The sequence below is a fragment of the Pseudoalteromonas phenolica genome (assembly GCF_005886345.1).
GTDB classification, from domain to species: domain Bacteria; phylum Pseudomonadota; class Gammaproteobacteria; order Enterobacterales; family Alteromonadaceae; genus Pseudoalteromonas; species Pseudoalteromonas phenolica_A.
Genome location: NZ_PNEC01000019.1, coordinates 1 through 24,222, shown reverse-complemented (window position 1 = coordinate 24,222; position 24,222 = coordinate 1). Strand labels below are relative to the sequence as shown.

18 protein-coding genes are annotated in these 24,222 nt (G+C 39.5%); 7 read left to right on the top strand and 11 right to left on the bottom strand.

Features of this window, described 5'->3' with window-relative positions; translation table 11 throughout:
• The coding region (locus CWB72_RS20550) for a hypothetical protein (protein WP_171037265.1) at window positions 1–520 on the top strand (520 nt) is incomplete at its 5' end.
• A 121-nt stretch (window positions 521–641) separates the two neighbouring features.
• Here CWB72_RS20550 and CWB72_RS09705 read toward each other — a convergent pair.
• Window positions 642–1,208, bottom strand: coding sequence for a hypothetical protein (locus CWB72_RS09705; RefSeq protein WP_138630976.1), 567 nt, complete (start codon window positions 1,206–1,208; stop codon window positions 642–644).
• A gap of 721 nt (window positions 1,209–1,929) precedes the next feature.
• On the opposite strand from CWB72_RS09705, the gene CWB72_RS09700 reads away from it, so the two are divergent.
• Entirely contained in the window at window positions 1,930–4,611 is a 2,682-nt protein-coding gene (locus CWB72_RS09700) for a bifunctional acetate--CoA ligase family protein/GNAT family N-acetyltransferase (RefSeq protein WP_138630974.1), read from the top strand.
• Between the two features lie 3 nt (window positions 4,612–4,614).
• Window positions 4,615–5,559, top strand: coding sequence for an ion transporter (locus CWB72_RS09695; RefSeq protein ID WP_138630972.1), 945 nt, complete (start codon window positions 4,615–4,617; stop codon window positions 5,557–5,559).
• Window positions 5,560–5,611: 52 nt separating this feature from the next.
• On the opposite strand, the gene CWB72_RS09690 is transcribed toward CWB72_RS09695, so the two are convergent.
• From CWB72_RS09690 to CWB72_RS09680, 3 genes are all read right to left on the bottom strand, one after another.
• Window positions 5,612–10,114, bottom strand: coding sequence for an EAL domain-containing protein (locus tag CWB72_RS09690; protein ID WP_138630970.1), 4,503 nt, complete (start codon window positions 10,112–10,114; stop codon window positions 5,612–5,614).
• Between the two features lie 77 nt (window positions 10,115–10,191).
• Window positions 10,192–10,590: a GNAT family N-acetyltransferase gene (locus tag CWB72_RS09685; RefSeq protein ID WP_130256292.1), complete on the bottom strand. Its 399-nt coding sequence runs from the start codon at window positions 10,588–10,590 to the stop codon at window positions 10,192–10,194.
• A 4-nt stretch (window positions 10,591–10,594) separates the two neighbouring features.
• The gene (locus CWB72_RS09680) at window positions 10,595–10,801 is read right to left on the bottom strand and encodes a DUF3283 family protein (RefSeq protein WP_138569189.1); all 207 of its coding nucleotides are present in this window, start codon (window positions 10,799–10,801) and stop codon (window positions 10,595–10,597) included.
• 106 nt (window positions 10,802–10,907) lie between these two features.
• On the opposite strand from CWB72_RS09680, the gene CWB72_RS09675 reads away from it, so the two are divergent.
• Window positions 10,908–11,600: a substrate-binding periplasmic protein gene (locus CWB72_RS09675; protein ID WP_138630968.1), complete on the top strand. Its 693-nt coding sequence runs from the start codon at window positions 10,908–10,910 to the stop codon at window positions 11,598–11,600.
• A 14-nt stretch (window positions 11,601–11,614) separates the two neighbouring features.
• On the opposite strand, the gene CWB72_RS09670 is transcribed toward CWB72_RS09675, so the two are convergent.
• From CWB72_RS09670 to zntR, 4 genes are all read right to left on the bottom strand, one after another.
• Window positions 11,615–11,857, bottom strand: a complete 243-nt coding sequence (locus CWB72_RS09670; protein WP_130256295.1) for a DUF1289 domain-containing protein — start codon at window positions 11,855–11,857, stop codon at window positions 11,615–11,617.
• Between the two features lie 180 nt (window positions 11,858–12,037).
• Window positions 12,038–13,150 (bottom strand): lysophospholipid acyltransferase family protein, encoded by a 1,113-nt coding sequence (locus CWB72_RS09665; RefSeq protein ID WP_171037264.1) that lies wholly within the window; start codon window positions 13,148–13,150, stop codon window positions 12,038–12,040.
• A gap of 84 nt (window positions 13,151–13,234) precedes the next feature.
• A complete protein-coding gene (locus tag CWB72_RS09660; RefSeq protein WP_138630966.1) occupies window positions 13,235–14,497 on the bottom strand; it encodes an SO_0444 family Cu/Zn efflux transporter in 1,263 nt (420 codons plus the stop codon).
• Window positions 14,481–14,894 (bottom strand): Zn(2+)-responsive transcriptional regulator, encoded by a 414-nt coding sequence (zntR, locus tag CWB72_RS09655; RefSeq protein ID WP_138630964.1) that lies wholly within the window; start codon window positions 14,892–14,894, stop codon window positions 14,481–14,483. The genes CWB72_RS09660 and zntR overlap by 17 nt, the downstream gene beginning before the upstream one ends.
• Window positions 14,895–14,968: 74 nt before the next feature.
• Between zntR and CWB72_RS09650 the strand changes: the two genes are divergently transcribed.
• Window positions 14,969–15,916, top strand: coding sequence for a D-2-hydroxyacid dehydrogenase (locus CWB72_RS09650; protein ID WP_138630962.1), 948 nt, complete (start codon window positions 14,969–14,971; stop codon window positions 15,914–15,916).
• A 162-nt stretch (window positions 15,917–16,078) separates the two neighbouring features.
• Window positions 16,079–16,459, top strand: coding sequence for a DUF3192 domain-containing protein (locus tag CWB72_RS09645; protein WP_130256300.1), 381 nt, complete (start codon window positions 16,079–16,081; stop codon window positions 16,457–16,459).
• A gap of 25 nt (window positions 16,460–16,484) precedes the next feature.
• On the opposite strand, the gene CWB72_RS09640 is transcribed toward CWB72_RS09645, so the two are convergent.
• Entirely contained in the window at window positions 16,485–17,387 is a 903-nt protein-coding gene (locus CWB72_RS09640) for a GGDEF domain-containing response regulator (RefSeq protein WP_138630960.1), read from the bottom strand.
• Window positions 17,388–20,819, bottom strand: coding sequence for a PAS domain-containing hybrid sensor histidine kinase/response regulator (locus CWB72_RS09635; RefSeq protein ID WP_138630958.1), 3,432 nt, complete (start codon window positions 20,817–20,819; stop codon window positions 17,388–17,390).
• A 162-nt stretch (window positions 20,820–20,981) separates the two neighbouring features.
• On the opposite strand from CWB72_RS09635, the gene CWB72_RS09630 reads away from it, so the two are divergent.
• Window positions 20,982–21,368 (top strand): hypothetical protein, encoded by a 387-nt coding sequence (locus CWB72_RS09630; RefSeq protein WP_138630956.1) that lies wholly within the window; start codon window positions 20,982–20,984, stop codon window positions 21,366–21,368.
• A gap of 195 nt (window positions 21,369–21,563) precedes the next feature.
• Here CWB72_RS09630 and CWB72_RS09625 read toward each other — a convergent pair.
• Window positions 21,564–24,222, bottom strand: a 2,659-nt coding sequence (locus CWB72_RS09625; protein ID WP_138630954.1) for a collagenase, incomplete at its 5' end; no start/stop codon positions are given.

Sequence of the window (24,222 nt, the reverse complement as noted above, 5' to 3'; positions counted from 1 at the left end):
ACAAGCCGAACAAGCCGATGAAAACGCGGTAGCAGAACAAACACAAGTCACTTCGCAAGCCGCTGTCGTGCAAACTGAAATGATAGAGGCACAGCAAGCGACAGAGGAAATTCAAGTGAATGACACAAACAAAAACAACTTAGAAAAACCGAGGATAGATCCGTTTAAAGCACTCGATAATATTCGCTCAGGCGAGCATGACTATTTCTCCACGCCACAATCAAATAACACAGCTCAATCGGTTGACCGTTTTGGTAATGGTCGAATTTCAACACCTAAAACACATAAAGAAGCACGTGAAAATAAAGACATGCCGAAAATGGTTTATGAAGGACCAACCTATAAAGAATTCAAAAAAGGCGCGTATTGCTATAAAAAAAACCAAATAGATCCAAACAATCGCTCTATCGATTCAAGCCTGCCGACCACTTGGCGAGGTCTGCCCTATAAGTGCGATAAAGATAAAATTGAGAAAGCTTTTGATGCCGCGATGGAGAAGTGGTTGCCTAAAAAGCAGTAAAATTGTTAATTCGACTTTGCTTTCGCATGCTCTAAAAAAGTAAGATTATAGTTTTCATGTATATAGAAAGTATTAGTCACTAAGAAATTATGAACCTGTGTTTAATACAGGGCTTGGCCTCTTACTCTTCCCATATATTACTAATTCGATAAGCCTTATCATTTATGAGAATAGTTTTATTTGTAGTAGGAACATTAAATTTTGCAAAATAAGTACAACCAAGGATAGCTTTAAATCTGTCTAACTCAATTCCCGATTCGGATCGAATAATATAGAGTTGATTAATTTTAAAATCAGCAAAGTACACTGAAACTTTTCCATCATAATCTCTAATGATTGAACTAAAAATAGGGTTCGGCTTGCACTCCTCAAAAGTAATTTTTTCATAAAATACTTCCTTTTCCTCAGTCTTATGAAATAGAGAAACACTTACAGAGTTACTTTTTAAATCACATTTTTTTATCTTGTATTTAGTATTACCATTGATATTCCCTTCTATGGAGTATTCTTTACCACAAATTTGAAATTTAAGTATTTCTGGTAAATTTGAAAACTTTACCCCGCGACTTACACTTGCATATAGCTGATAATAATCATTATCGATATCATAAACTACAAAATCAGTTAACCCTATCTTTCTCCCTGCGTGACTTGAAAAGTGTAAAAAAGTGAGAATCACTAAAAGCATCAGTCTAGTTTTTATTTTAATAAGCACTATTAGTGTAGGACCCGAATAAATACCCAATGACTAAAAATAACATAACTAAACCAGAGCCTTTTTAAATACTTAACTATCTTCACCAAAAGTAGTGGCACATTTTATTCCACATATAACGCAAGCCCCTAAAAGACATGCAGTGCCTACTATTAAATCTAGCGTCTCTATGATATCTCCAGAATTGAGCCTATAAATGTATACACCTGAAAACAGTGTAAGGCAGCTCAAAAACATAGATAAAAAACCAATTAAGAAGCTTTTAAGTGTACTGAAAGTATTTTTAGAACAATAAAAGACAGCTATTGAACCAACTATCCCAAGCAAAAGAATGACCAACATATTCATTTTTTCAAATCCAGCTTATAGTTAGATAAAGAAACGTCTTAAGCTCGATAATCAATAAATGAAGACTAACCAGTTCAGTTTTATCAAGACTTTAGTGTTTGCCAAAAAACGCACATGAATGCAACTACTTATGCAGTTCAAGCACTTAAATTATGATAAGTATCTTTTCAACTATGCCACAAGATAAAAAGAGTTAAAACAACTTACTTAAACGCACCATCAAATAAGACTTTGGTATAAGGGCAGTTATTTAATGACAACGCTAACTCAAATCAACTTTTAAGCACTGAGATACATGTTAAAGTGTTCACTATCAGGTTTCACCTTTGTTTACTAAGGAAGTTTTATGAGCGTTAAGCGAGTCAGCCAGTTTTTAAACCCTCAGTCGGTTGCAGTCATTGGTGCATCAAATAATGCGGGGCGTGCAGGTTTTGTGGTCATGCGCAACTTACTTCAAGGTGGCTTTAAAGGGCCGATTATGCCGGTTTCTCCGAAGCATAATGCAGTCCATGGTGTGCTTGCTTACAATAGTATTAAGGCCCTGCCACAAACACCAGATCTCGCAGTGGTATGCACCAATAAAAATACCTTAGAGCAAGTCATCATTGAACTCGGCGAGCTTGGCTGCCAACACGCAATTCTTATCGCTTCTGGGGCAAACCAGAAACAAAAAAATCAATTATCTAAGGTTGCTAAGCAAGCAGGTGTGACCATTCTTGGGCTAAACTGTTTGGGCTTGTTAATCCCACATTTAGGATTAAATGCCAGTTTTTCTCATACTGTTGCTGAGCCAGGTAAATTGGCATTTATCTCACAATCTGCCGCTGTGTGTTCAACAATCTTAGATTGGGCTAAAAACAGACGAATTGGATTTTCTTACTTTATTTCTGTCGGCGATTGCCTTGATATAGATTTTGATGAGTTACTTGATTTCTTAGGTCGTGATGCCAAAACCCGCGCTATTTTGCTTTATATAGATAATATTGACGATGTGCGCCGCTTTATTTCTGCAGCCCGAGCCGCTGCATTTAGTAAACCCGTATTGGTTATAAAAACTGGCAGAACACATGCGGGGGCTAAGGCCGCTTATCTGCATACTGGCGGCCAGAGCAGTGATGATGCGGTATACGATGCTATGTTCCAGCGGGCTGGTATGTTACGCGTAAATGATTTACGTGAGCTCTTTGCTGCAACACAAACTCTGGCACTCCATCCTAAATTATTACAAGTTGAGCAACTAACTATCCTCACTAATGGGGGTGGTCCGGGCATCATGGCGGTAGACACATTATTGCAAGGATCGGGAAAACTAACACAACTCAGTGATGCCACGCGTGAAGCACTCAATAAAGTGATCCCTCAAGCCGAAAAAATTTACAATCCAGTCGACTTATTTGGTGACTCTTCACCAAAACGCTATCAACAAGCTTTAGAAATTTTGTTGCAAGCATCAGAAGTTAAAAACCTGCTAATTATTCATACTCCTTCTGCACTTGCCCCGAGTGAGGAATATGCTGAGATCATTGCCAGTGCTTTAGACAAAATCCCGAAAATGGCCCGCCCTTATGTGATGACAGTCTTCATGGGGGAAAATGCTGCCTATGAAGCCCGTTATGTTTGCGCAGAGCATAGCATTCCGACTTATCGAACGCCTGAAGGCGCTGTTGGCGCATTTATGCATTTGGTGAGTTATCGCCGTAACCAAAAACACCTGACACAAACCCCAGAATCTATCAGCGGCGATGAACTTATCAATGGTTCAGCTGCAAAAGCTGAAATTGCAGATTTTATTGAACAAGGTCACACACACCTTTCTACACATCTGGCTAGTAAAGTCTTATCCCATTATTCTATCGAGTGTATTCAAACTGAAATTGCACTCACCCCAAGTGAAGCTAAAGAACAAGCCGAACAGCTAGGCTTTCCAGTAGCTTTAAAACTAATTAGCCCTTCGATACCTTCAAAATCAGAAGTCGGTGGTGTGGTACTAAATTTAAATGATGGCAATGAAGTCGAGCAAAATGCCTTTGCCATTTTATTGCGGATCAAAGAAGCTTACCCTGATGCCATTATTGAAGGTTTCTCTTTACAACGTATGGCTCCTCGAGCTGGGGCACAAGAACTGCGTATTGCCATAAAAACCGAGCCGGGTTTTGGCCCTGTTATTTTATTAGGTGAGGCAGGCACAGGGCTTGAATTCTCGCAAGCAGCAGTTGCACTCCCTCCATTGAATATGAACTTGGCTAAATATTTAATTGCCGCAGCACAAGATAAGGGCGTGCTTAAAGAACGCACTTTGCCAGACAAAGTAGATAAGTATCGTTTATGTGCATTACTGACAAGAATTTCGCAGCTACTCATTGATCAACCAGATATTTATAACCTAGAGCTGAACCCAGTATTAGCGAGTGAAGGGCAGTTTTTGGTACTTGATGCCACTATTCAACTGCGTCCTTATCAAATCAATGCCGATCGTAAACGCTTAGCAATTAAGCCTTACCCGAAAGAGTGGGAGCAAAAAGTAACCTTAAAAGACGGCCAAGCTGCTGTTTTAAGACCCATTCGTCCTGAAGACGAACGCGCACACCAAGAATTTGATAAGTCGCTGACAAAAGAAGACAGATATAAACGCTTCTTTGGCGAACTGCCTGAGTTCAACCATGAGCAATTGGCTAAGATGACGCAAATTGATTATGACCGAGAAATGGCTTTTATTGTCTCTGCCCCACACAAGAGTGCCTATCGCACACTTGGGGTGTCTCGCGTATTAATGGATCCCGATAATCTATGTGCAGAATTTGCCGTTGTTGTTCGCTCAGGAAGCCAAGGATTAGGACTTGGAAAATTACTAATGAACGCAGCTATAGAGTACTGCCGCAGTCAAGGTGTAGGTGTTGTAGAGGGGATCACCTTACCTGAAAATAGCGGTATGATAGAACTCTCTAAACGCCTTGGTTTTAAAGTAACTCGTGACTTTGAAGAAGGAACCATTAATATGACTTTGAAGCTAACTGACTCACCACAATAAACTATGCTAACAACCAGACAAAAGTTCGCAAGCTTACTTGAAAGTAGTGGCCGACATCAAAAAGCAGGTCACATACTTGATGTATTTCTGATCTGCTTAATAATGGTCAATGTGATTGCCATTGTCTTAGAATCTGTGGCCTCCCTTGCCCAAACTTATCGTACCCTTTTTCTCGTTATAGAGATTGGCTCTGTCACCATATTTACTATAGAGTACTTGGCAAGATTATGGTCTTGCGTCGATAAAATCGAATACAAACAATTAAAAGATTCAAACCTTAAAAAACGCTTTAAATACGCACTGACGCCGCTTGCCATAATTGATTTACTGGCCATCGCGCCAACCATTCTCATGATGTTCTTTAGCTTTGATCTGCGTTTCCTACGTGTTGTTCGACTGCTAAGAATTTTCAAACTCACTCGTTATTCTAAAGCTATGCAGTTGTTACTGGCAGCATTTAAAGAGGAAGCTAACAGTTTAATGGCGGCATTTTTTATTATGTCTGTCGTGCTGATTATTGCGTCTTGCGGTATTTATCTTATTGAGCACGATGTTCAACCCAATAAGTTTGGTTCAATACCTGATGCTATGTGGTGGGCAATGGTCACTCTAACAACTGTTGGTTACGGCGATGTGGTGCCAATAACACCACTAGGGCGCTTTTTTGGTGGTGTCATCACCATGCTAAGCATGGGTATGGTTGCCATTCCTACAGGTTTATTAGCTTCAAGCTTTGCAGAGCAACTGCGCAAACGTCGCGAAATATTTAATGAAGCGGTATTGCACAGTTTAATAGACGGTCATGTCGACGAAGAAGAGCACGCTCACCTAGAGGCTTTAAGAGTTGAATTGGGGCTAAGCGCAGCTGAAGCTAACCAAGCAATTAAAGTAATGACAAACAAGCGCATACATAGCCAGTACTGCCGCCACTGTGGTCATAAGCTATAAGGTCTTACCTGCTTTTACATTTTCACTAAAAGGTATAAAACAAATTTGTGTTTTATACCTCTGTTTGAGTTTGTTTAACTTCTGAGAAAACATGCCAAGCATCATCTAAGTACTGTGCGACATAATCACCAGTTACAGCCTCGCCATAAATTGGCCCCTGAAATAGATGACAACCAATACTCTGCAATTCTCTGATCTGCGATTCGTTTTGCACGCCATCAGCAATACAGCGTTTATCCAATAAATTAGCAACACTGATAACCGCGTGGGTAATAATGCCTTGATCTCCCTGTTGTTGAGTAATTAAAGTTGGCGCAATTTTAAAGGCGTCTACAGGTAAACTTTGCAAAGAGGCCAGTGACGCAAATTCAGAACCAAAGCCATTAATGTGTATTTGGCACCCTATCGATTTAAGCTGCGTCATCATATGTATCGCTTGTGACGAGTTAAGAACTGTCAGCGCTTCAGTGATCTCAAACACCACATGATGGGCATGAATATTACAACGCGAGATCACATTCGCAATACGACTTAATAAATCTGATTGCATCAAGTCTGACGCGGTTAAATTTATTGCCAAATATAATTCTGGATGCGTTAAATGCCACTGCTTTAACTCTATTAATCCAGCACTTAATGCTTGCAGTAATAACCTATGACTTGCACCAATTTGCTTACTAACTTCACTCACTTCATGTTGAGAGTAAGTATCTAATGATGGCCACTTAAGGGTAACTTCTAGCCCTTCTACCTGCTTGGTTTGATAATTTAAAATCGGCTGATATTGATTAACGAAGTTGCCCTCTTTTAGAGACAACATAAGCGTTTGTTCGATTGCAAATATTCGCTCAGCTCGGGCTTGCATGGCACGCGTAAAAAATTGATAATCTCGACCTTGTTCATCCATAGCATAGTTTAATGCCATTCTCGCCTTTTGGCATAGCTCCTCTGCAATAGTTGCATCTTCAGGCAAACTTGCCACGCCAATAAAAGGCATCAACTGAATATTATGGCCATCAATGAGCTGCTCAAATTCGAACTGCTGTTTTATTTTGGTAATGCATTGTGTCACTTGCGATGGTTCATCTAGTTTTTCTAGCAAAACCATAAACTCTCGACCATTTACAAAAGCAAGGTTTGCTTGCTCTCCTAAACAGTGAATGAGTTGCTTAGCAATATGCTTGATCAAGCTTTCGAAAAAGTGCTTACCATAAATATCGTAAAAATGTTTTAGCCTATCGACACGAATAGCCATTATAGCCAAACTTTGGCCATGCTCTTTTTGACTAATTGCATGTTCGACCCAATCAATAAAGCGTCCTTTATCGGCTAGCTGAGTGGCAGAATTGATATTTTCAAGTTGTTGTAAGGTTTGCTCTGTCTTTTTTTGAGCACTGATATCTGTTAGCGCAACTACGTAATTACTAAGTAGGCCATCGCCATCTGACACAGCAGTAACTTTTATCAACACATGACACTGTTTGCCATTTGCCAGTCCGACCAACTCTTCGCCAACGAAATATTCTGAAACTTTTAACTGGCTGATTTTACGCAAATAGTGCATTCGAATTGAAATTGGCAAACCTAAACTTAAAGCAGAACTTGAAGTTGGCTCTTCTGCGATATCAAAAGCCTGTTGTAATGCTGCATTACATGCTTGAATACGCAACTGTTTATCTAAGATAAACACCCAGTCTCTGGCCTGCTCAAACGCCGCACCAAATAACCTCGCTCTTTCTGCAAACATTTTTTCACGGGTCAAATTGGTGTATGTTCCCGTCACTCGTTCTGGTAAATCACTGGCCCAAGCCATCACTTTGCCCGAGTCTTTATACCAGCGCCAATGACCGTCTTTATGCTGTAAGCGATATGTACAATTAAACACGCCTTTATTGGTAGTCACAAACTCAAGCCACTCAAGCCTAAAAGTATTTCGCTCAAAGGGGTGAATTTTTTGCAGGTATTCATCTAAAGTTACTGTATCAGAATGGTAACCCAGCTCAGCAGTGAGTCTTGGCTGGTAAATAAGATGATGGTCTAGCTGCCAGTCCCACACACCGGAGTCACTACTTTCAAGCGCCAACTTCAGACGCATCTCACTATTTTGAGTATCTTTATGCGCCGCGAGTAAGATCTGCTCGATACGCTGTTTACGACGAAGCCACAGCGCAAACAATAGCAATATAGTGAATACATAGCTGGCAATTGCCAAAGGAGAGCGCCAAATAGGGTAATGCACTTTTATCATCAATGAAGTCGGCGGCGTGTAGTCTCCGGTTAATGGGTCTTTCGCCCATACTTTAAGCTGGTAATTACCTGGGTTTAATTTTGGAAAAACAACTCGATTATTACCACGCGTTAAAATACGTTGCCCACCAGATATTTGATATTCATAGATAATACGATCTTGATACATAAAGCTCATTGCCGAAAAAGACACTTCTAAGCCTATATCATCGTGCTGGAGTTCTATATGTTCGAAAACTTTTAACCCACTGTTTTCGAGTTTGCGAGACATTAATTCAACCGAAGTAATATTTACTCGGCTCAGTAACTTATTTTTAGGCCTATTTACTTTAGGGTCAAACAAAGTAAAACCTTTTACTGAACCATACGCGATTTGACCATTGTCTAAGCTCAGCGCTGCACCACCATTAAATTCATTACTCAGTAGCCCGTCTGCTGTAGTAAACTGTTGCAAGTGAAGATTATCTGGGTCTAGTCGCCAAATACCTTTATGCGAAGACATCCAAATCATACCGGCATCATCTTGTTCCATGCCATACATCAAGGTGCCTAGGTTATTTTCTTCTAAGTCAATTGTGTGAACCCGCTCATAGCTTTGTGGATCTAAACCTATCAAACCGTAGTTTGATAGTGACAACCATAAAACATTGTTTTTATCTATAATGTAGGATTGCACGATAATTGGGATATCTTCATGGGCATCAGGTACTTCATAGATGGTATGAAGCTTTTGAAAAACAGGATCAAAGCGATATAACGTACCACCTGTAAAAAATAATGGATGACTAGGGTTATCAGGTAGTGGCTTTAAAAAAGAAAAAGATAAAAACGGATCAAACTGATCAAACTGCCCTTCGAGTTTCAACAGTGATTTATCACGGATGCTGTACTTATAAAAACCATGATCAACATGGATAAAATACACAAACCCTTCTTCAGACACGTAGACACCATACAACCTTTCTTGCAAAAGAGCGGTTTCTTCGGCAGTCAAACCTTCTAACTGTGTTGCTGAGTCTGTTTTCGGGTCGTAAATGAATAGGCCTCGGTTAGTCTCTAACCACAACTTCTCTTCATACAAATGCAAGGTGTAAATTGAAAATTCCGGGTAAACATCTTCACCTTGATAACCTTTCAAAAATATTTGAGTTTCATTATTTCTAGGATCGTAACGCGTTAAGCCATCATTGGTTGCAGCCCAAATATATCCATCTAACTCGACCATACGCCAAACAGTATTATGTGAGAAGCCAGAACCCATGACACTTTGATTACTCACATTATGAAATCGTTCAACTTGCTCAGAAAGATAAAATGCTCCATCGCTCTTCGTTGCCAACCATAACCCTTCATCACCGTCTTTTACTAAATCAATGATGCTATTATCCGCTAGAGTAAACTTGCTATCTAGGAGCCGTTGATCACGCTCTTTCTTTCCTATATCGGGCCAAAAATGCAATAAACCTTTATCTGTTGCCAGCAGTAAGTGGTCATCATGGGGTTCAATGTCCCAAATATTTATGTCTTCAAATAATGTTTTATAACGCCAATTAATGGAAGGTGATGAAAATTGTTGTGTCAGTTCACTGATATCAATTTCATACAAACCTTTAACAGCGCCCAACAATAGAGTATTACTATCCTTTAAATAAAGCCTTTTGGTATTAGTTTGATATTCGTGAGTAACCTCATCAATATATTTTATCGGCTTGATTTGGTCTGTAGTCTGATGATAGACGTAAGCGCCATCGGTTGAGGCGATAAATAAGAAATCTTTATAAGCAAGCAGCTTTCTAACTGAAATTCTATTGTTATCGACAGGGAGTTTTACCTCATTAACGATTTTCCCCGTCTCTACATTTAATAAGGCAACAGAGTTTCGCTTACCTAACCAAATATGGTCCGCATCTTTTTCAGTAATTTCAAATACCGAATTATTACGGTAGTCCGCTTCTGTTTTTGGGGCAGGTAAATAAGTTCTGTAGGTATCTGAGGTCGTGTCATAACTAAAAAGCCCAACACTTTGCGTTACAATCCACACTCTATCTTGAGAGTCTTGATAAATTCTATTAAGAACGACCTCTTCAAGCACACCGTCAGGTCCAGATACATGTAATATCTGATGGCCGTCATAACGATTCAAGCCAGCTTCTGTTGCCAACCATAGAAAGCCTTGATTATCTAACAAGAGCGTATTTACATAGCTTTGAGACAAACCTTCAGCTGGAGATAAGCGACTCACGTTAGCATTCGCTAAATGACTGCAGAATAAAAGTATCAATAAAAAAATAGTTAAAATTAATTTCATTCTTGCTCCTGCTATAGCATTACACTCGCTACCCTAGTCAGTCGTTCATCAACTTTATTTTAAATGCATTAAGGACGCTAAGTTGTCATGGCAATAATATCTCGCCCTTGTTGCCTATAAGCGGTAAATAGTGTGTCTATCTCACAAGGTAATGAATGACTCTGAGTAAAACCGAGTGATTGATAAAATGGCTCTAAATTACGGTAAGGGAAAGTGAAAACAGTTTGTTGTTGTGCAGCTAATGCATCTAACACTAAACGTTTAGCAACACCTTGGCCTCTAGATTGCGGTTCTACATACAAAGTCGATAAAAACAAACTACTTTTTCTATCTTGCAGCCTGCATGCAGCAATAAGCGCTGGGGCCTTAACAACCCAAACCTGATCTTGCTTATTAGCCCTTCCCCGTACACTATGTGCCTGATAAAACTTATTAACTAGGGGTGTCGCTATTGCCTCTAACCGCTCGACTTGCATTTATTTAGCCTGCCAACATTAAACTTAAATAACTTTCAAATTTTTGTTTTAAGATTTGCTGTTCCGAAAGTGGCCGACTATTAATTGTGTCATAAATCGCTTCACGAGAGTTTTTACCTCGTTTAATTTGATAAGCCCAAAAAGACGCTTCGTAGTCTAATTGGATTTGATATTTTTCTTGCCTTGGCAACTTGCACAAGTTAAAGCTCATAATCGAGTCACTAATTTTTATCTAGAATTAATAGACTGTACACAATACTATTTTTGACTAAATTTCGCTATATTATACCTTGTCTGTGAAATAAGATATTTAAGGAATGAAGTTGTTTTTCGCACGTTGTTATATTTTATTACTATTAACTTTTTCTTCTCAGCTCATTGCGAGTACTGATAAAGTCATTTTTAATCGCCCTGCTGACATCCCTCAATCTAGATATATTGTTGAGTTGATGACCTTAGCTTATAAAAAGCTAGGTATAGACGTTGAACTTGTAGATTTTAATAAAAATAATGCGTTGATTGCAGCAAACGAAGGGATACTGGATGGACAACTTGGTAAAATTTCAGGTTTAAATCGCACCTACCCGAACCTTAATCGCATTAACGTGCCGTTGTTCTCATTTGATTTAAACTTAATTAGTTTTTGTAAAGATTGCCAGCTTGCCGATATGCCATCTCTGGTTATCCACTCAACTTATCCAGCCGCAGCTAAATATCTTTTAGAACACCCATACCAAGGCCAGTTACATGAAGTAAAAAGTGTTTCAACCTTACTTAACCTTTTAATGCAAAAACAGGTTTCAGCGGCTTTGGTGATAGGTTTTTATATTGAACCTTATATGCATAAACTTCAAAATGCGGGAGTAGAGTTAGAAACATTGCACTCGCAACAGGTTTACCACTACGTTCATAAAACGCATAAACATCTCGTTCCAGCTTTAAACAAAGTGCTTAATGAATTTAAAGTCTCTGGCAAAATGCTGGATTTAAAAAATAAATACAATCTTTAGTTAACCTAAACTGGCTAAAAGTCAAAAGGCGTTTGTTTATTTGGTTGCTCTTCTGCTTTTTGCTGTTTGCTCGTTAAAAAGCGTTTGTATCTTTGTTGGCAAAGTGCAATCACCTTTCTCTTTTGCTGGTTTGATAGAGAATTCCAAGCAAAACGCTCTTCTCTACTGCGATAACACCCTTTGCAATAGCCTCGATTATTTACTTGGCAAATCCCCTTACATGGGCTGGGGATCTCAAAAATCTCGATTTGTTCCATCAACAACAGTTAAAAATGTATGGTATTTAATCTATTTTTAGATTTTTTAACCCATGTTTGTCAACTAATACCATTGCTCTTAATTCAGTGTTCTTTTTTGACACTGGATTAAGAGCATTGCAAACCACAATAAAAAAGGGAGCTTGAAAGCTCCCCTCTAAAAATTATCATAAATAAAGTTTAAACAAATTCACCTTTGCGCTTTAAAGGCTCTGCGTACATAGCTAAAATTTGTTGGTGTAATTCACTTGGAATAGTCTCAAGTCGGGTTTGAAACTCACTCTTAAGCTCCGCAGACACCGTTTCTTCTTGACCACCTGCAATATAATTTGTTGAGTGTAAGTAATACTGGCTGATAATTTGTTTATCAATACTTGCAGCCAGCGCTTCTGGTGTATCACACTCTTCTGTTATAGGTGAACCAAAAGAAACATGCACGTGGCCTTTGTCAGAACGCATGCCTTCAATAATGCTTTCTATATCTTCACCTTCGGCTTTAACATACTCACCATGAGTTTGCTTATGTACGAGCTCTTTTGCTTTTGCAACGGCACAGGGCTCGTATTGATAAGATATTGACACAGGAACAATTTTTAGCTGCTTTACATAGTCTTCAAAAGACAGCTTTAAACGACGACCTTGCAGTTGCAGCATTTTTAGAAGCGCAGGATCAGTTTGATCAACCCCATCTTTTGCGCGCCCTTCTTTTTGCGCAATCCATATTGAGTTACCTGTATCAAGAGAATCATAAATATACCCAGATAGCTGACTCAGCGCTTTTAACATCTCTTTCGGTGCTTTTACAGAACGCTTAACGATAAAACTCTTATTTAAGCGCATGAGCTCGTTGATATAGGGCACTTGAAGTAAATTGTCACCAATCGCGATACGCACGGTTTGCATATCGTGAGAGTGTAAGCCCCAGTTCATGATGGCAGGATCTAATGCAATATCTCGGTGATTTGAAATAAATAAGTATGATGTAGATTTATCTAACTTATCTAAACCTGAGAAAGTCACTTTACTCGTAGTGCGTTTAATAAGCAGCTCTAGATAACCTGCCACTTCTTGTTGTACTTGCTCGACTGTGGTTATCTTGCCCCACTTTCTTCGTAATTGGCTGCGGACTAAAGGTCTTGCAATGAAAGGCCAGCTATTGAGCCAATTAGGCGCATTATGCTTGGCTATGACATCGATAAAGTCATTGTCTTCTAGAAGACGAGACAGCGCTGCTGGGACTTCTTCATCATTGTAAGGTCTTATATCTGCGTATTTATCCACGAAACTTCTCATTGTTACAGGGCAAAAAAATCGACGTATTTTATCTTGCTAATCAGTTGGATGCTAAGGTTATCAACCTCCGACCAGATAAACCTATCATTTCATTCGATGTTTTAACGAAATTAGTACCAATCTAAGCATTAAAAGTAGTAATACAATACCTAAGCCCATAGTTAACCACTGCGGCATTAATTCATGTTCTATGGCGTGAGCTGGATTAACTTCAAAACCATACTGTTCAACTAAATAATCGGTCAAAAAGCCAAAGATAATGGCAATGCCAATCACGCCAGTTAAATAAGCGCTTACGGCTCGTTTACCTAATTCAGTTGCAACCACCCCCACAGTGGCAATATTGGTTGCAGGCCCTGCCAACATAAACACCAATACTGCGCCTGGTGATACACCAGCCATCAATAAGCCTGCGGCAATTGGCGTAGAAGCTGTTGCACAAATATACATAGGAATACTCACCAAAATCACCACAACCATTGCCAATATGCCATCACCCCAGTGACTCAAGAATGATGTGGGTACATATGTTTGCACTAGTGCGGCGAAAAACAGCCCTATCATCAGCCAGCCCATGGTGTCACTAAGTAACTTATTACAGCTAAAGTGCAGGGCTTGTTTTATCTTAGTGGAGAAAGGCGCTGCCTGCTGTTCTTCTTTTTTACTATCGCAACACAATGATTCACTGTTCACAGGCTGTGTTGGATGATCTGTATCACAGCAGTTTGCGGTTGTTTCAAGTACCGCTTCACTGCTATTTACCAGGGCAGGATCTGATGATGTTGCACAACAAGATGTTTTTGTATCAGTTGCTATTTCAGCTTTTTTGCTACTACAGACACTCTGTTTCTCTGCGTTATTTTCGATATCAGCTTGTTTAGAGGCACAACAGCTTGTGCCCGTAGTTGCAGCGGTTTGAATCTCTTTATCTAAGTTCTTTGTTCCAGAACTTTTTTCTTTACCAACCAATAAACCTGCCACTATCGCGCTCGACACGGCGGCTATTGGCCTGATAATCGCCATAAATGGCCCAAGTAACACATAAGACACTGACACTGAATCTACACCAGTTTCTGGTGTAGACACTAAAAACGCCGTGGTGGCACTTTTCGATCCGCCAGCCCTTCTAAGTCCTACTGCGGCAGGAATAACACCACATGAACACAATGGCATTGGCGCGCCAATTAAGGCTGCTTTAATGGTCGTCCAAACGCCTTCTTTGCCTAAGTGTTTTTGTAAAAAGTTTTTCGGTATGAAGATATTTAAAAGGCCTGCTAGTAATAACCCCAACATTAACCAAGGGGCTGAAACTAAGAATAAAGACCAGAAATTAGATAACAATGTCATCTGCTGCCTCCAATGTGGTTAAAATTGAACAGCCGGTCGCAAGCTCAGGGCCGCCACAACAGGCATCTGCCAACAATGATAGAGATTTTTCGAAACGTTTTAATTCAGCTATCTTATCACGAACGGTTTGCCTTTTTTGCAAAGTAAGCTGTTTCACTTCACCACAGCTATGTTGTTGCTTTTCTAACTTAATTTCTAACAATTCTTGAATTTCTTTAAGGCTAAATCCTACTGCTTTTGCTCTTAAAATAAACTGCATTTGTTTTTCATGTTTAGGACTATAAATACGATAGCCTGACTCACTGCGTTCACTAAAACTCAGTAGGCCATGCTTTTCGTAATACCTTAAAGTATCCGTACTAATATCTAAACGCTTTGCTAATTCGCCTATTTTCATCTTACACTCCCGACTTATTAAGCACATTATAAACCTTTGAGTAAACTCCAAGGTCAACAGAGCAGATTAAATTTATGAAGATTGCCTTACTTGATGCCGCCACACTCGCCAATACTGACCTAACGCCTTTATCGGCTCTTGGTGAATTGACAACATATCAACACACGAACAAAGGGCAGGTTCTTGCTCACTGTAAAGAGGCTGACATTATCATATCGAATAAAGTGGTGTTAGATGCTACAACCTTAGCTGAATTGCCTCATCTAAAACTCATTTGTGTTGCTGCGACTGGCACTAATAACATTGATCTAGATGCGGCTAAACAATTGGGTATTCGTGTTTGTAACGTCGCGGGTTATTCAACCCCATCAGTCGTGCAACATACTTTTACTCTGCTTGGTAACTTAATGACCAATATTCACCGCTACCAGCAAGATTGCGCGAATGGTCTTTGGCAACAAAGTAATATGTTTTGTCGCCTTGATTATCCGATTACTGAATTGTCGGATAAAAACTTTGTGATTTTTGGCCACGGCAGTTTAGGCCAAGCGGTTGGCAAAGTTGCTGAAGCATTTGGCGCACAAGTCATTATTGCTGAAAGACCAAACGCTACTGATATTCGCTCTGGTCGAATAGCGTTCACCGAAGCGTTAAAAATGGCCGATGTGTTATCTATTCATTGTCCGCTTAATGATGAAACCCGAAACTTATTCAAAAAAGAAACGCTAGCCCTGCTCAAGCCTACCAGCTTTGTGATCAATACCGCCAGAGGCGGTATAGTTGATGAAGCAGCTTTAGTTGAAACTCTGACAAATAACCAAATTGCTGGAGCTGGCTTTGATGTATTATCTGTTGAACCTGCACAAGCAAACAATCCCCTTGCTAATTATCAAGGCCACAATTTAATACTTACTCCACATACAGCTTGGGCGGCGAAAGAATCTATTGAACGACTAGTGAAAGAGATAGCAAATAACATTGTTAACTTTAACAATGGCAGAGCCAGTAACGTTATTGTGTAATTCGCTAAAACTTGGTGAATTACCCTAAAATAGTGAATAGTTTGCACTTTAAAAACTGTTTAAAAAACAGCAAGCAACTGTTAAATAAAGACTTTTAAAATTGGCAATGATTTTGCTCTAATAAAACAAATTATCCGAAACGAATTTTTAAGGAAATCTACAATGAAAAAATTATTACTTGTTGCTGCGCTAAGTGCACCATTACTTTCAGGCTGTATTGTGGCTGTTTCTGACGGTGAAGTAGAGCATGGTTGGGCATCAGAGTACAATGGCGGAAACTGGCAATCTCAACAAAAGGAAAATCGTAAGACCATTGCTAACCTTGATTTAGGCGCTGACTACAGCCAAGTACTTGGCCAGTTTCAAACACCTGACTTTACAGAGTTAGTAAAAAAAGATGATGGCGTTTTTAAAGTGATTTATTTTGCTACAAACAGCAAACATTCAGATGGTAAGATAACTAAAGATGAATGCACGCCTCTAGTGTTTAAAGATGGAAAGCTCATTGGATTTGGTCAATCAGCACTTCAGCAAATTTTGTAAGATAAAAAATAAACCGCTGAGTTGCTCAGCGGTTTATCACTATGGTTCTTTCCTGCTCGACATGCGATTTCACAAGCGCATCATCAGCTAACCTTAATACCTCATGTTCACTTCCGCTGAAATCTTTTTCTATATGAACAACCCCAATACTGATACTCACATGCGCGCATATTGGTGAGTTTTCATTTCTAATTTTTAATTCATCAACAACTCTATGCATTTGCTTGGCGAGCATTAAAGTTTGCTCAGGGTTTTGTCCTTTTTGTATTGCAGCGAAACGAACTCCGTCATACCTTGCGGCAAAACCATGGCTGTTTTTATTCACCTCATCGAGCGCTTTGGCAATTTTGATAAGACACTCATCGCCAGCCGCATATCCATAGTTATCATTAAACTCTTTAAAGTAATCAATATCGACAAGGAAAAGAGACAAAGGCTCATGGCTTTTTTCACAACTTTGCCAATAACGCGCTAACGTTTCGTCTAGTAGTCGTCTATTTGGGATTTCTGTTAGCCCGTCAATTGCAGCCAGTTTTTCGAGTAAATCATTTTTTTGTTTTATTGCTAAATGATTTTTTACCCTTGCTTTAACAATCACAGGGCTAAATGGTTTAGTAATGTAATCCATGGCGCCCATTTCTAGGCCTTTAGCTTCATCGTTATAGCTATTGCTGGCAGATATGATAATAAATGGAATTGAATAAGTGCTTTGATCACCTTTTAGTTTTTCTAATAGATCATAACCACTGATCCCGGGCATTTTTATGTCTGAAATAATCAGATCAACAGAACTATTGCTCAAAAATTCGAGTGCTGATTCACCACTGTCACAAAGTGAAATTTCATATTCATCTGACAGGGTGTTTTCTAACACTACTCGATTTAAAGGATCGTCGTCGACAATTAAGATATGTGCATTTCTAGCCATTTAACACCCATTTATTCTTGCTTTCAGGAACGCTTGCACTCTAAGTACATGTGCTATTAACTGAATTTTCAGTTCTGAATTTATTATTTGGTTTTCTTTTTTAAGATGAGTTTCTAACTGATTAGCTATGTCAGCTAATTGCTCAAACCCTAGCCCTGCAGACGCCCCTTTTATATTATGCGCCAACAAAGTAAGTTCTTTTACATTTAATTCGTTATTTAACTGTTGCACATACTGCTCACATAGTTCTGAGTATTTTTGCAGCATCTTTTCTAAAAATGCTGGTTCGCCCATCATTTGTTTCAGCGCAAATGTCTCATCAAAAAACTGCTTATGAGGATTTATATGTTGAATCAAAACTTCTTCTAACACTTCTATGGATACAGGCTTATTAATATATCCATGCATGGAAGAATGCAAATATTCTTGCTGTTCTACCACTTCAATATTAGCTGTTAATGCAAAAATAGGTACTCTTATTTTTGTACTACATTCAGAAAGTTGCCTTGCTGCCTCAAAACCGTCAATTTCGGGCATATGAATATCCATAAAAATGATATCCGGCTTTAATAAATCAACTACCTCACAAATACCTTTTGCGGTTTGTAATGTAACCACATTAACACCGAGTTGTTGCAGCATATTCTGAGTTATCTCTAGGTTTAGCTCATTATCATCAACAACTAAACATAGCGCCCCCTGATAAGAAGTAGACCCTGTATTATCTGGAGTGACAAAATTTGTATTCTGAACTTTACCTAACTCATTTTTTTCAATTAAAGGCTTTTTAAGTAACGCCAGAGAGAAATAAAATTCACTACCATTGCCAAATTCACTATTTAGAGCAATCTCTCCCCCTAGCAATTCAACTTCATGTTTCACAATAGCAAGCCCTAATCCTATTCCCTCATGCTCTCTGGCTAAGCTATCGTCTACTTGAGTAAATGCGTCGAATAACTTGAGTTGATCACTTTGTTTTATACCGATCCCCGTGTCTTTAACACTAAACCTCACAACCTGAGCTTCAGCACTTTGTGAATCAACTGACAAATGAAAACTTACATTCCCCTGTGCGGTGTATTTAACAGCGTTATTGAGTAAATTTAATAAAATCTGTTTTAACTTTTGCTTATCTCCCAACAGAACTGAGCAAACAGCTTCATCTATCGTATAGCTTGTGATGAGTCCTTTTTGCTTTGCTAAGGGCTCAATTAACTCCTTCAAGTCTTCGCATAACTCACTAATCATCACATCTTCATACTTAACCCGCATTTCATGACTTTCAACCTTAGCAAAATCTAAAATATCATTAAGCATCTCAAGCAAAGTATGCGCAGCATGTGTCACTGTCTCTAACCTAGTTAACTGTGATTTATCAATTGTCGAGCGCTGTACCATATCTACTAGCCCGAGAATCACATTCAAAGGAGTACGTATTTCATGGCTCAGGTTGGCAATAAAACGACTTTTAGCCAGCGTGGCTCTTTCGGCCTCAAGACGAGCTTGCGTGATCTCCGTAATATCTTGAATATGTATTACAAAGTATTTAGGCATTTGCTCGCTATCACACACTAGCGAAACTTTTAAATCTAAAAAACGATAATCCCCAAGTTGCGTTAAATTAACTTGCTCTACTGACTGTTTTTGTTTCGTTAAATGTTCAAATATCTGGGTAATTTGTTGATAGTTTGAATGATTAAATAGTTCAGAGATATGCTTTTTACTCTCAATGTCTTCACAATTTAAGTAGCACTGCGCTGCAAGGTTTAACATCATCACGGTACCATCAATCTTGACTAGCACGACGCCATTTGGTGCATACTCTATGGCTGATTTAAAGTTCGACTCAGAAATTTTCAGTAGCTCGATTGCTTGTTGATGCTCTGTTATATCTCTCAGTTCCCCCACGCAGCCCATAACCCCTAACTGCTCACTAAAAAATGGCGTGATAGTTGTGTAATAGGTTCGACTATCATGATTTAATTGATGAGATATCGGTTTATGTTGCTCTCTAACTTTAGCTTCAATGTTTTCTAAGTCACCTAAGTCTTCCGCTATTACCTTTAAACTTTTACCAAGGAGTTTCTGTTTATTTTGAGCCATCAAACGCTCAAACGCTCGATTACAACCCAGTAAGTTCCCTTCGGTATTACAATAATAAATAGCATCTGGAACAGCATCTAACACCCCTTTAAGCACTGCACTTTGACGTTCTTTGTCTTGTCCTGCTAATTCTAGATGCTGTTGCTTTTGCAGTAATTGACTCGATAGTGTTTCATGGTCGCTTTTTACCCGCTTCAATAACTGAGCACGGTGCTGATGAATTGCTTTTACTTGTTTAAACTCCTCTAGCCAAAGTTTAGGAACCACATAATCACTTTGTTTTTCTTCTGGGTTTTTAATAAATTGAAAGAGTTCTTTTAAAGGACGAACAAAAATTTGCTCACATAACCAATGTAGTGGAAAGTAAGTAACCAAAATAAACAATAAAATAAAACTAAACTCTAGACCTAAGCCATAGATAATCGTTTTACTAAACTCTCTTTCAGAGACTTTCATAACGATATCTAATGGTCTATCACGTTCATTATGATAAAACACAAAACCGTTATGCCATGGAGAAAACTGTTCTTTTAAAGGGTATGACGGGGGGCTAATCTCTGTGGTGCTTGTCAAATTTCGATGCAATTTATCGGTAAGTAAAATATCTGCTTCTGGCATTGATTTATCATAAAACAATTGCTGAAATCGTTCGGCATCGAAAATCATTAGAGTATGTTCTTGTGAACTAGAAATGCGCTTATTAGAGATAGCAAAATAGTGTTTGCCATCAATTTCAATCCGTTGACTGGTTTTCAAACCACTTAAATCAGATTTTTCGAAAAACCGCCCTGCTACAATATGGCTAAGCAACTCGCTATTGTTTTTGTTTCGCCTTTGCACAAATGCAAGGCCACTTTCGCTCACAAACGCCATTGCCTCTAAAGGCTCTAACAGAGCCAAAGAAGTATTAAAAACACCTCCGAGCGCCATCACTCGTAGCCAATAAGGGTGCGATAAATCTATATTTTGTAAATGCCCATGACCGACTAACTCTCCAGTATTCACTCCTATAGACTGATAAAAATAAGCGGGTTGACGCTGAACTGGTGGATATTGCCGGCGCGAGAATTCATAATTAATCGGCTGCTCAAGACTGATATTAACGGCCTGAAAAATACTATCTACGCCAGTAAGGGTTTTATCTAGTTGACTATTGAGTCGCTCATAATGGGTCTGAAACTGTGTGAATGCCTGCTGTAATTTTAAATTATATAAATGCAGTGTTAGTGTCGCTGCCAGCATAATTGTAATGGCTAAAGCAACCCAAAAAGCACGCCGATAAAATTGCAGCACAGATGTAGCTAACTGTTCTTCCGTGTGCATCATCATGCACTTATTCCTTCACGATCGATTGCTTATATAATACTAGCAAGCAATTCCTCACACGGGTGACTTTTTATTATTCTTATTTTTACAATTTTACACATATCAAACTTGGTTTAGACCTGCTGAAGTGTTAAATTAAATGCATACAATATCCAAAGGTGTCGTATGAATAAAATTGTCATTCCTATTGCGTTAATGGCGGTGTCTAGCATCATTATTTTCTCGCATAATTCGCAACCAGAAGAAGCATCATTAAAATCTTCTGCGTTAACAAGCCAGCATACGGAAAATGCGCCACCAAGCTCTCTACCAACGCAAGAAGCACAGTTAAAGCAGCCAATTACTGCTATGGCGCACAGAACAGCTGATGTTAAGGCACCGGCGATGCAAGCTGCACCAGTAAGCCCTAATATTTCAGCTCCCCCACTGCAGCCAAATCATCAAACCAGAAGTCGTCATGGTCACAATGAGAAATTAGAGCATGGCCATGAACACCATCAAAGACCTAAAACACATAATGGTAAAATACCGCCAACCGGCGCTAATTTTTAAATACAAACTAAGCATAAAAGAAAGCATGTGCTTTCTTTTTTTATGCCTGTTTTTTACTGCGCTCCTTCACCGCTTTGCAAACTGAAATTAAAAGCGGCCTTGCCCCGCTAATATACTGAAAACAAAAAAGCCACTCTTGCGAGTGGCTTTAGGGACGTATCAAATAATGAAACTGATTTTACTTCTGTTGTAGGGTTACTCAACAATCTCCACTGTAATCTTGGCGCCGCCAAATTGACCGTCAAGAGAGAAGTAGTGCCAGTGTTCATTAGCATCGATTTGTAGGTCAATCGATTCTGTATTGCCGTGACCACCCGATTTAGCTGTGTAGTCACTGCGTGTTGGCCAGTTACCGCCTTTGTATAGGATATCTAGATTACCCCAACCACCTTCTGTGGTAATACGCAGCGTTAACGGCTCAGAGCCTGAATTTGCAAACACAAAGTTTGCGCTTGATGTACTTAGCGAAATACATTCCACCACAGTCACACCTTTACTTAACTGGTTGTTACTTGGATCAAATGCGTTTGCTGCATCCGTTGCCAAACACGGTGTGAAATCAGTATCAATCGTTTCTGGCTCGCCTGCCCAATTGCCTGTGTCACCTGAATTTACAGCCACTGAATCATCTGGACCTCTTTCAACAATACCGCTTACGCCTTCAGCTAATGACGCAACCCAATTTGCAAACTCGCTGTCATAACGTGTACCAATGTCATCAATGTATTGCTGATAAGCTTGATATTCACCACTACGTAAGAAGGTTAGGATTTGTGCCACATCACTTGAATGACGCTCATGCATGAATCGTACGGCTAAATAACCCCAGCGATAGATACGATCTTGGCCTGACTCATAGGTGTTTGTGAAAATAGTAGACAGTGCTACGTTGCCCGCTTGACCAACATTGATTGCGTGGTTATATCCGTCTTGATATGCAATGTACTCACCTAAACCTTCTGTCCACCAAGTTGTAGCAGCGGTTAAGCCCTGTGCAAAGTCACCGTATAAATCAAAGCGACCATCTAAGTAGTGAACATACTCGTGTTGTAGGTTCCATACGTGGAAGTAGTCATCGCCATTTTGCTCATAAGCAATAAAACGCGCTTGGTTATTCGGATCATTCGGCGCACCTTCTAAATACATACCACCATTGTTGGTATCCATGTTAAAGAATGTGCCGGCATAGTCGCGATAATCTTCTGACGAGTTGAAAATAACTAGTTCAAGTGCATCGTTATAGTCATCTGCCACAGAGATGTTATACGTCTTTAATACATTGTGGAAATGCGCCTCTTGCTGACCTAATACTTCACAGATCCACTGAGCTTGATCGTTATACATCTGCTGAGCACGGATCTTTAATGTATCTGAACACTGATAGTTAAACTTTAAGGTTTTTTTTTCTAAGTAATATGCAAAGCCACAGATGTCATAGTAACCACAATCTTGACGGTCAAATGTATCTGCCATGCTGCCTGCTTTTACCCATAACGGCGCGGTTTCATCATACTGACTGGTTGATGCCAAAATGTTCTTAACCATTGGCTTAACCTGATCTTTTAATGACGGCACACTTAAGAAACGCGCAAGCTCATTCACCACATTTTTAATGAAGTAGTTATCGTCTGCTTGCAGTAAATAACGATTATCACGTTGGAAGCGATACATGGTATCTAGTAAACGGCCATCTTGCATACGCGCGATGAAATCTGCATCACCATTTGGCGCAGCTTGTGAAGCACGGAAAAACGCGGTCATCATGGCATTAGCAGCCGCCATTCGGCTTCGCTTAGCCGCCCATGTTTCATTAAACATCTCTAAAATATTGATGTAGTTATCGTAGAATGGCGCACGGATCTCAGCTGAGTCAGTCAGCGTTAATAGCTCTTGTAATGCTAATGCTTGGTCGTTTGACTCACCGTAAATGCCAGAACTTGCAAATAAGTCCTGCATTGCCGCTTTTAGGTTTACTTCAATAGATGAAGAGTATGCAGGCACAAGATCTGGATTAAAGAACTGTACAAATAACCCACCACGTAAGAAGTAAATTAAACCTTGTACTTTATAGGAATTATACTCATCAATAGTACGCGCTTGACGACGTAACTCACTGATCACCGACATCATATTAGATTCGCTGAATAAGTATCTCGCCTGACCCGATTTAATGTTGAATACGGCACCCACATGTTGCGGGTTAGACGCCATAATACGCTCAACCAAAGCCTGACCATCTAAGCCTAAGAAGCGAGACTCATCTTCAGGTAAGCCATCATTTAACTCTGGGTGGTTATTTACAAATGGGTCATTTGGATCGGTTGGTGTTGGATCTGTGTTGCCACCACCTAGCTCATTACTTTGCACTAAGGCATGGAAAGTCACCCCAGTAAACTGGCCATCAAGCTGAAGCATGATCTGCTGGCCTGCATTGGCAGTAAACTGAACTGATTGAGATGTACCCGCATTGGTACTCGATAAATCAGCTGCAGTAGACGTCGGCCAAGCATTACTTTCATTGTTCACATATAGGCTTACATTACCTTCACCGCCCATAAGACCGATAGTAACGGTTGAAGCATCCCAAGGTACTGTCATTGTGAAGTACTTAGGCGCTGAGCCCGTCATACAAATTTTTTCATTTATTGCAATGTCATAGGCACTGTTTGTTTCAGTATTTGGACAGTTCGCAATTGGCGTCCAAGGGTTTTCACCTGTACCAGAACCATTGTCTGTACCTGTGCCTATGCCAGTATCTGTGCCCGAACCATTATCTGTGCCAGAACCAGTATCTGTACCAGAACCATTATCTGTGCCAGAGCCATTATCTGTGCCAGAGCCATTGTCTGTACCA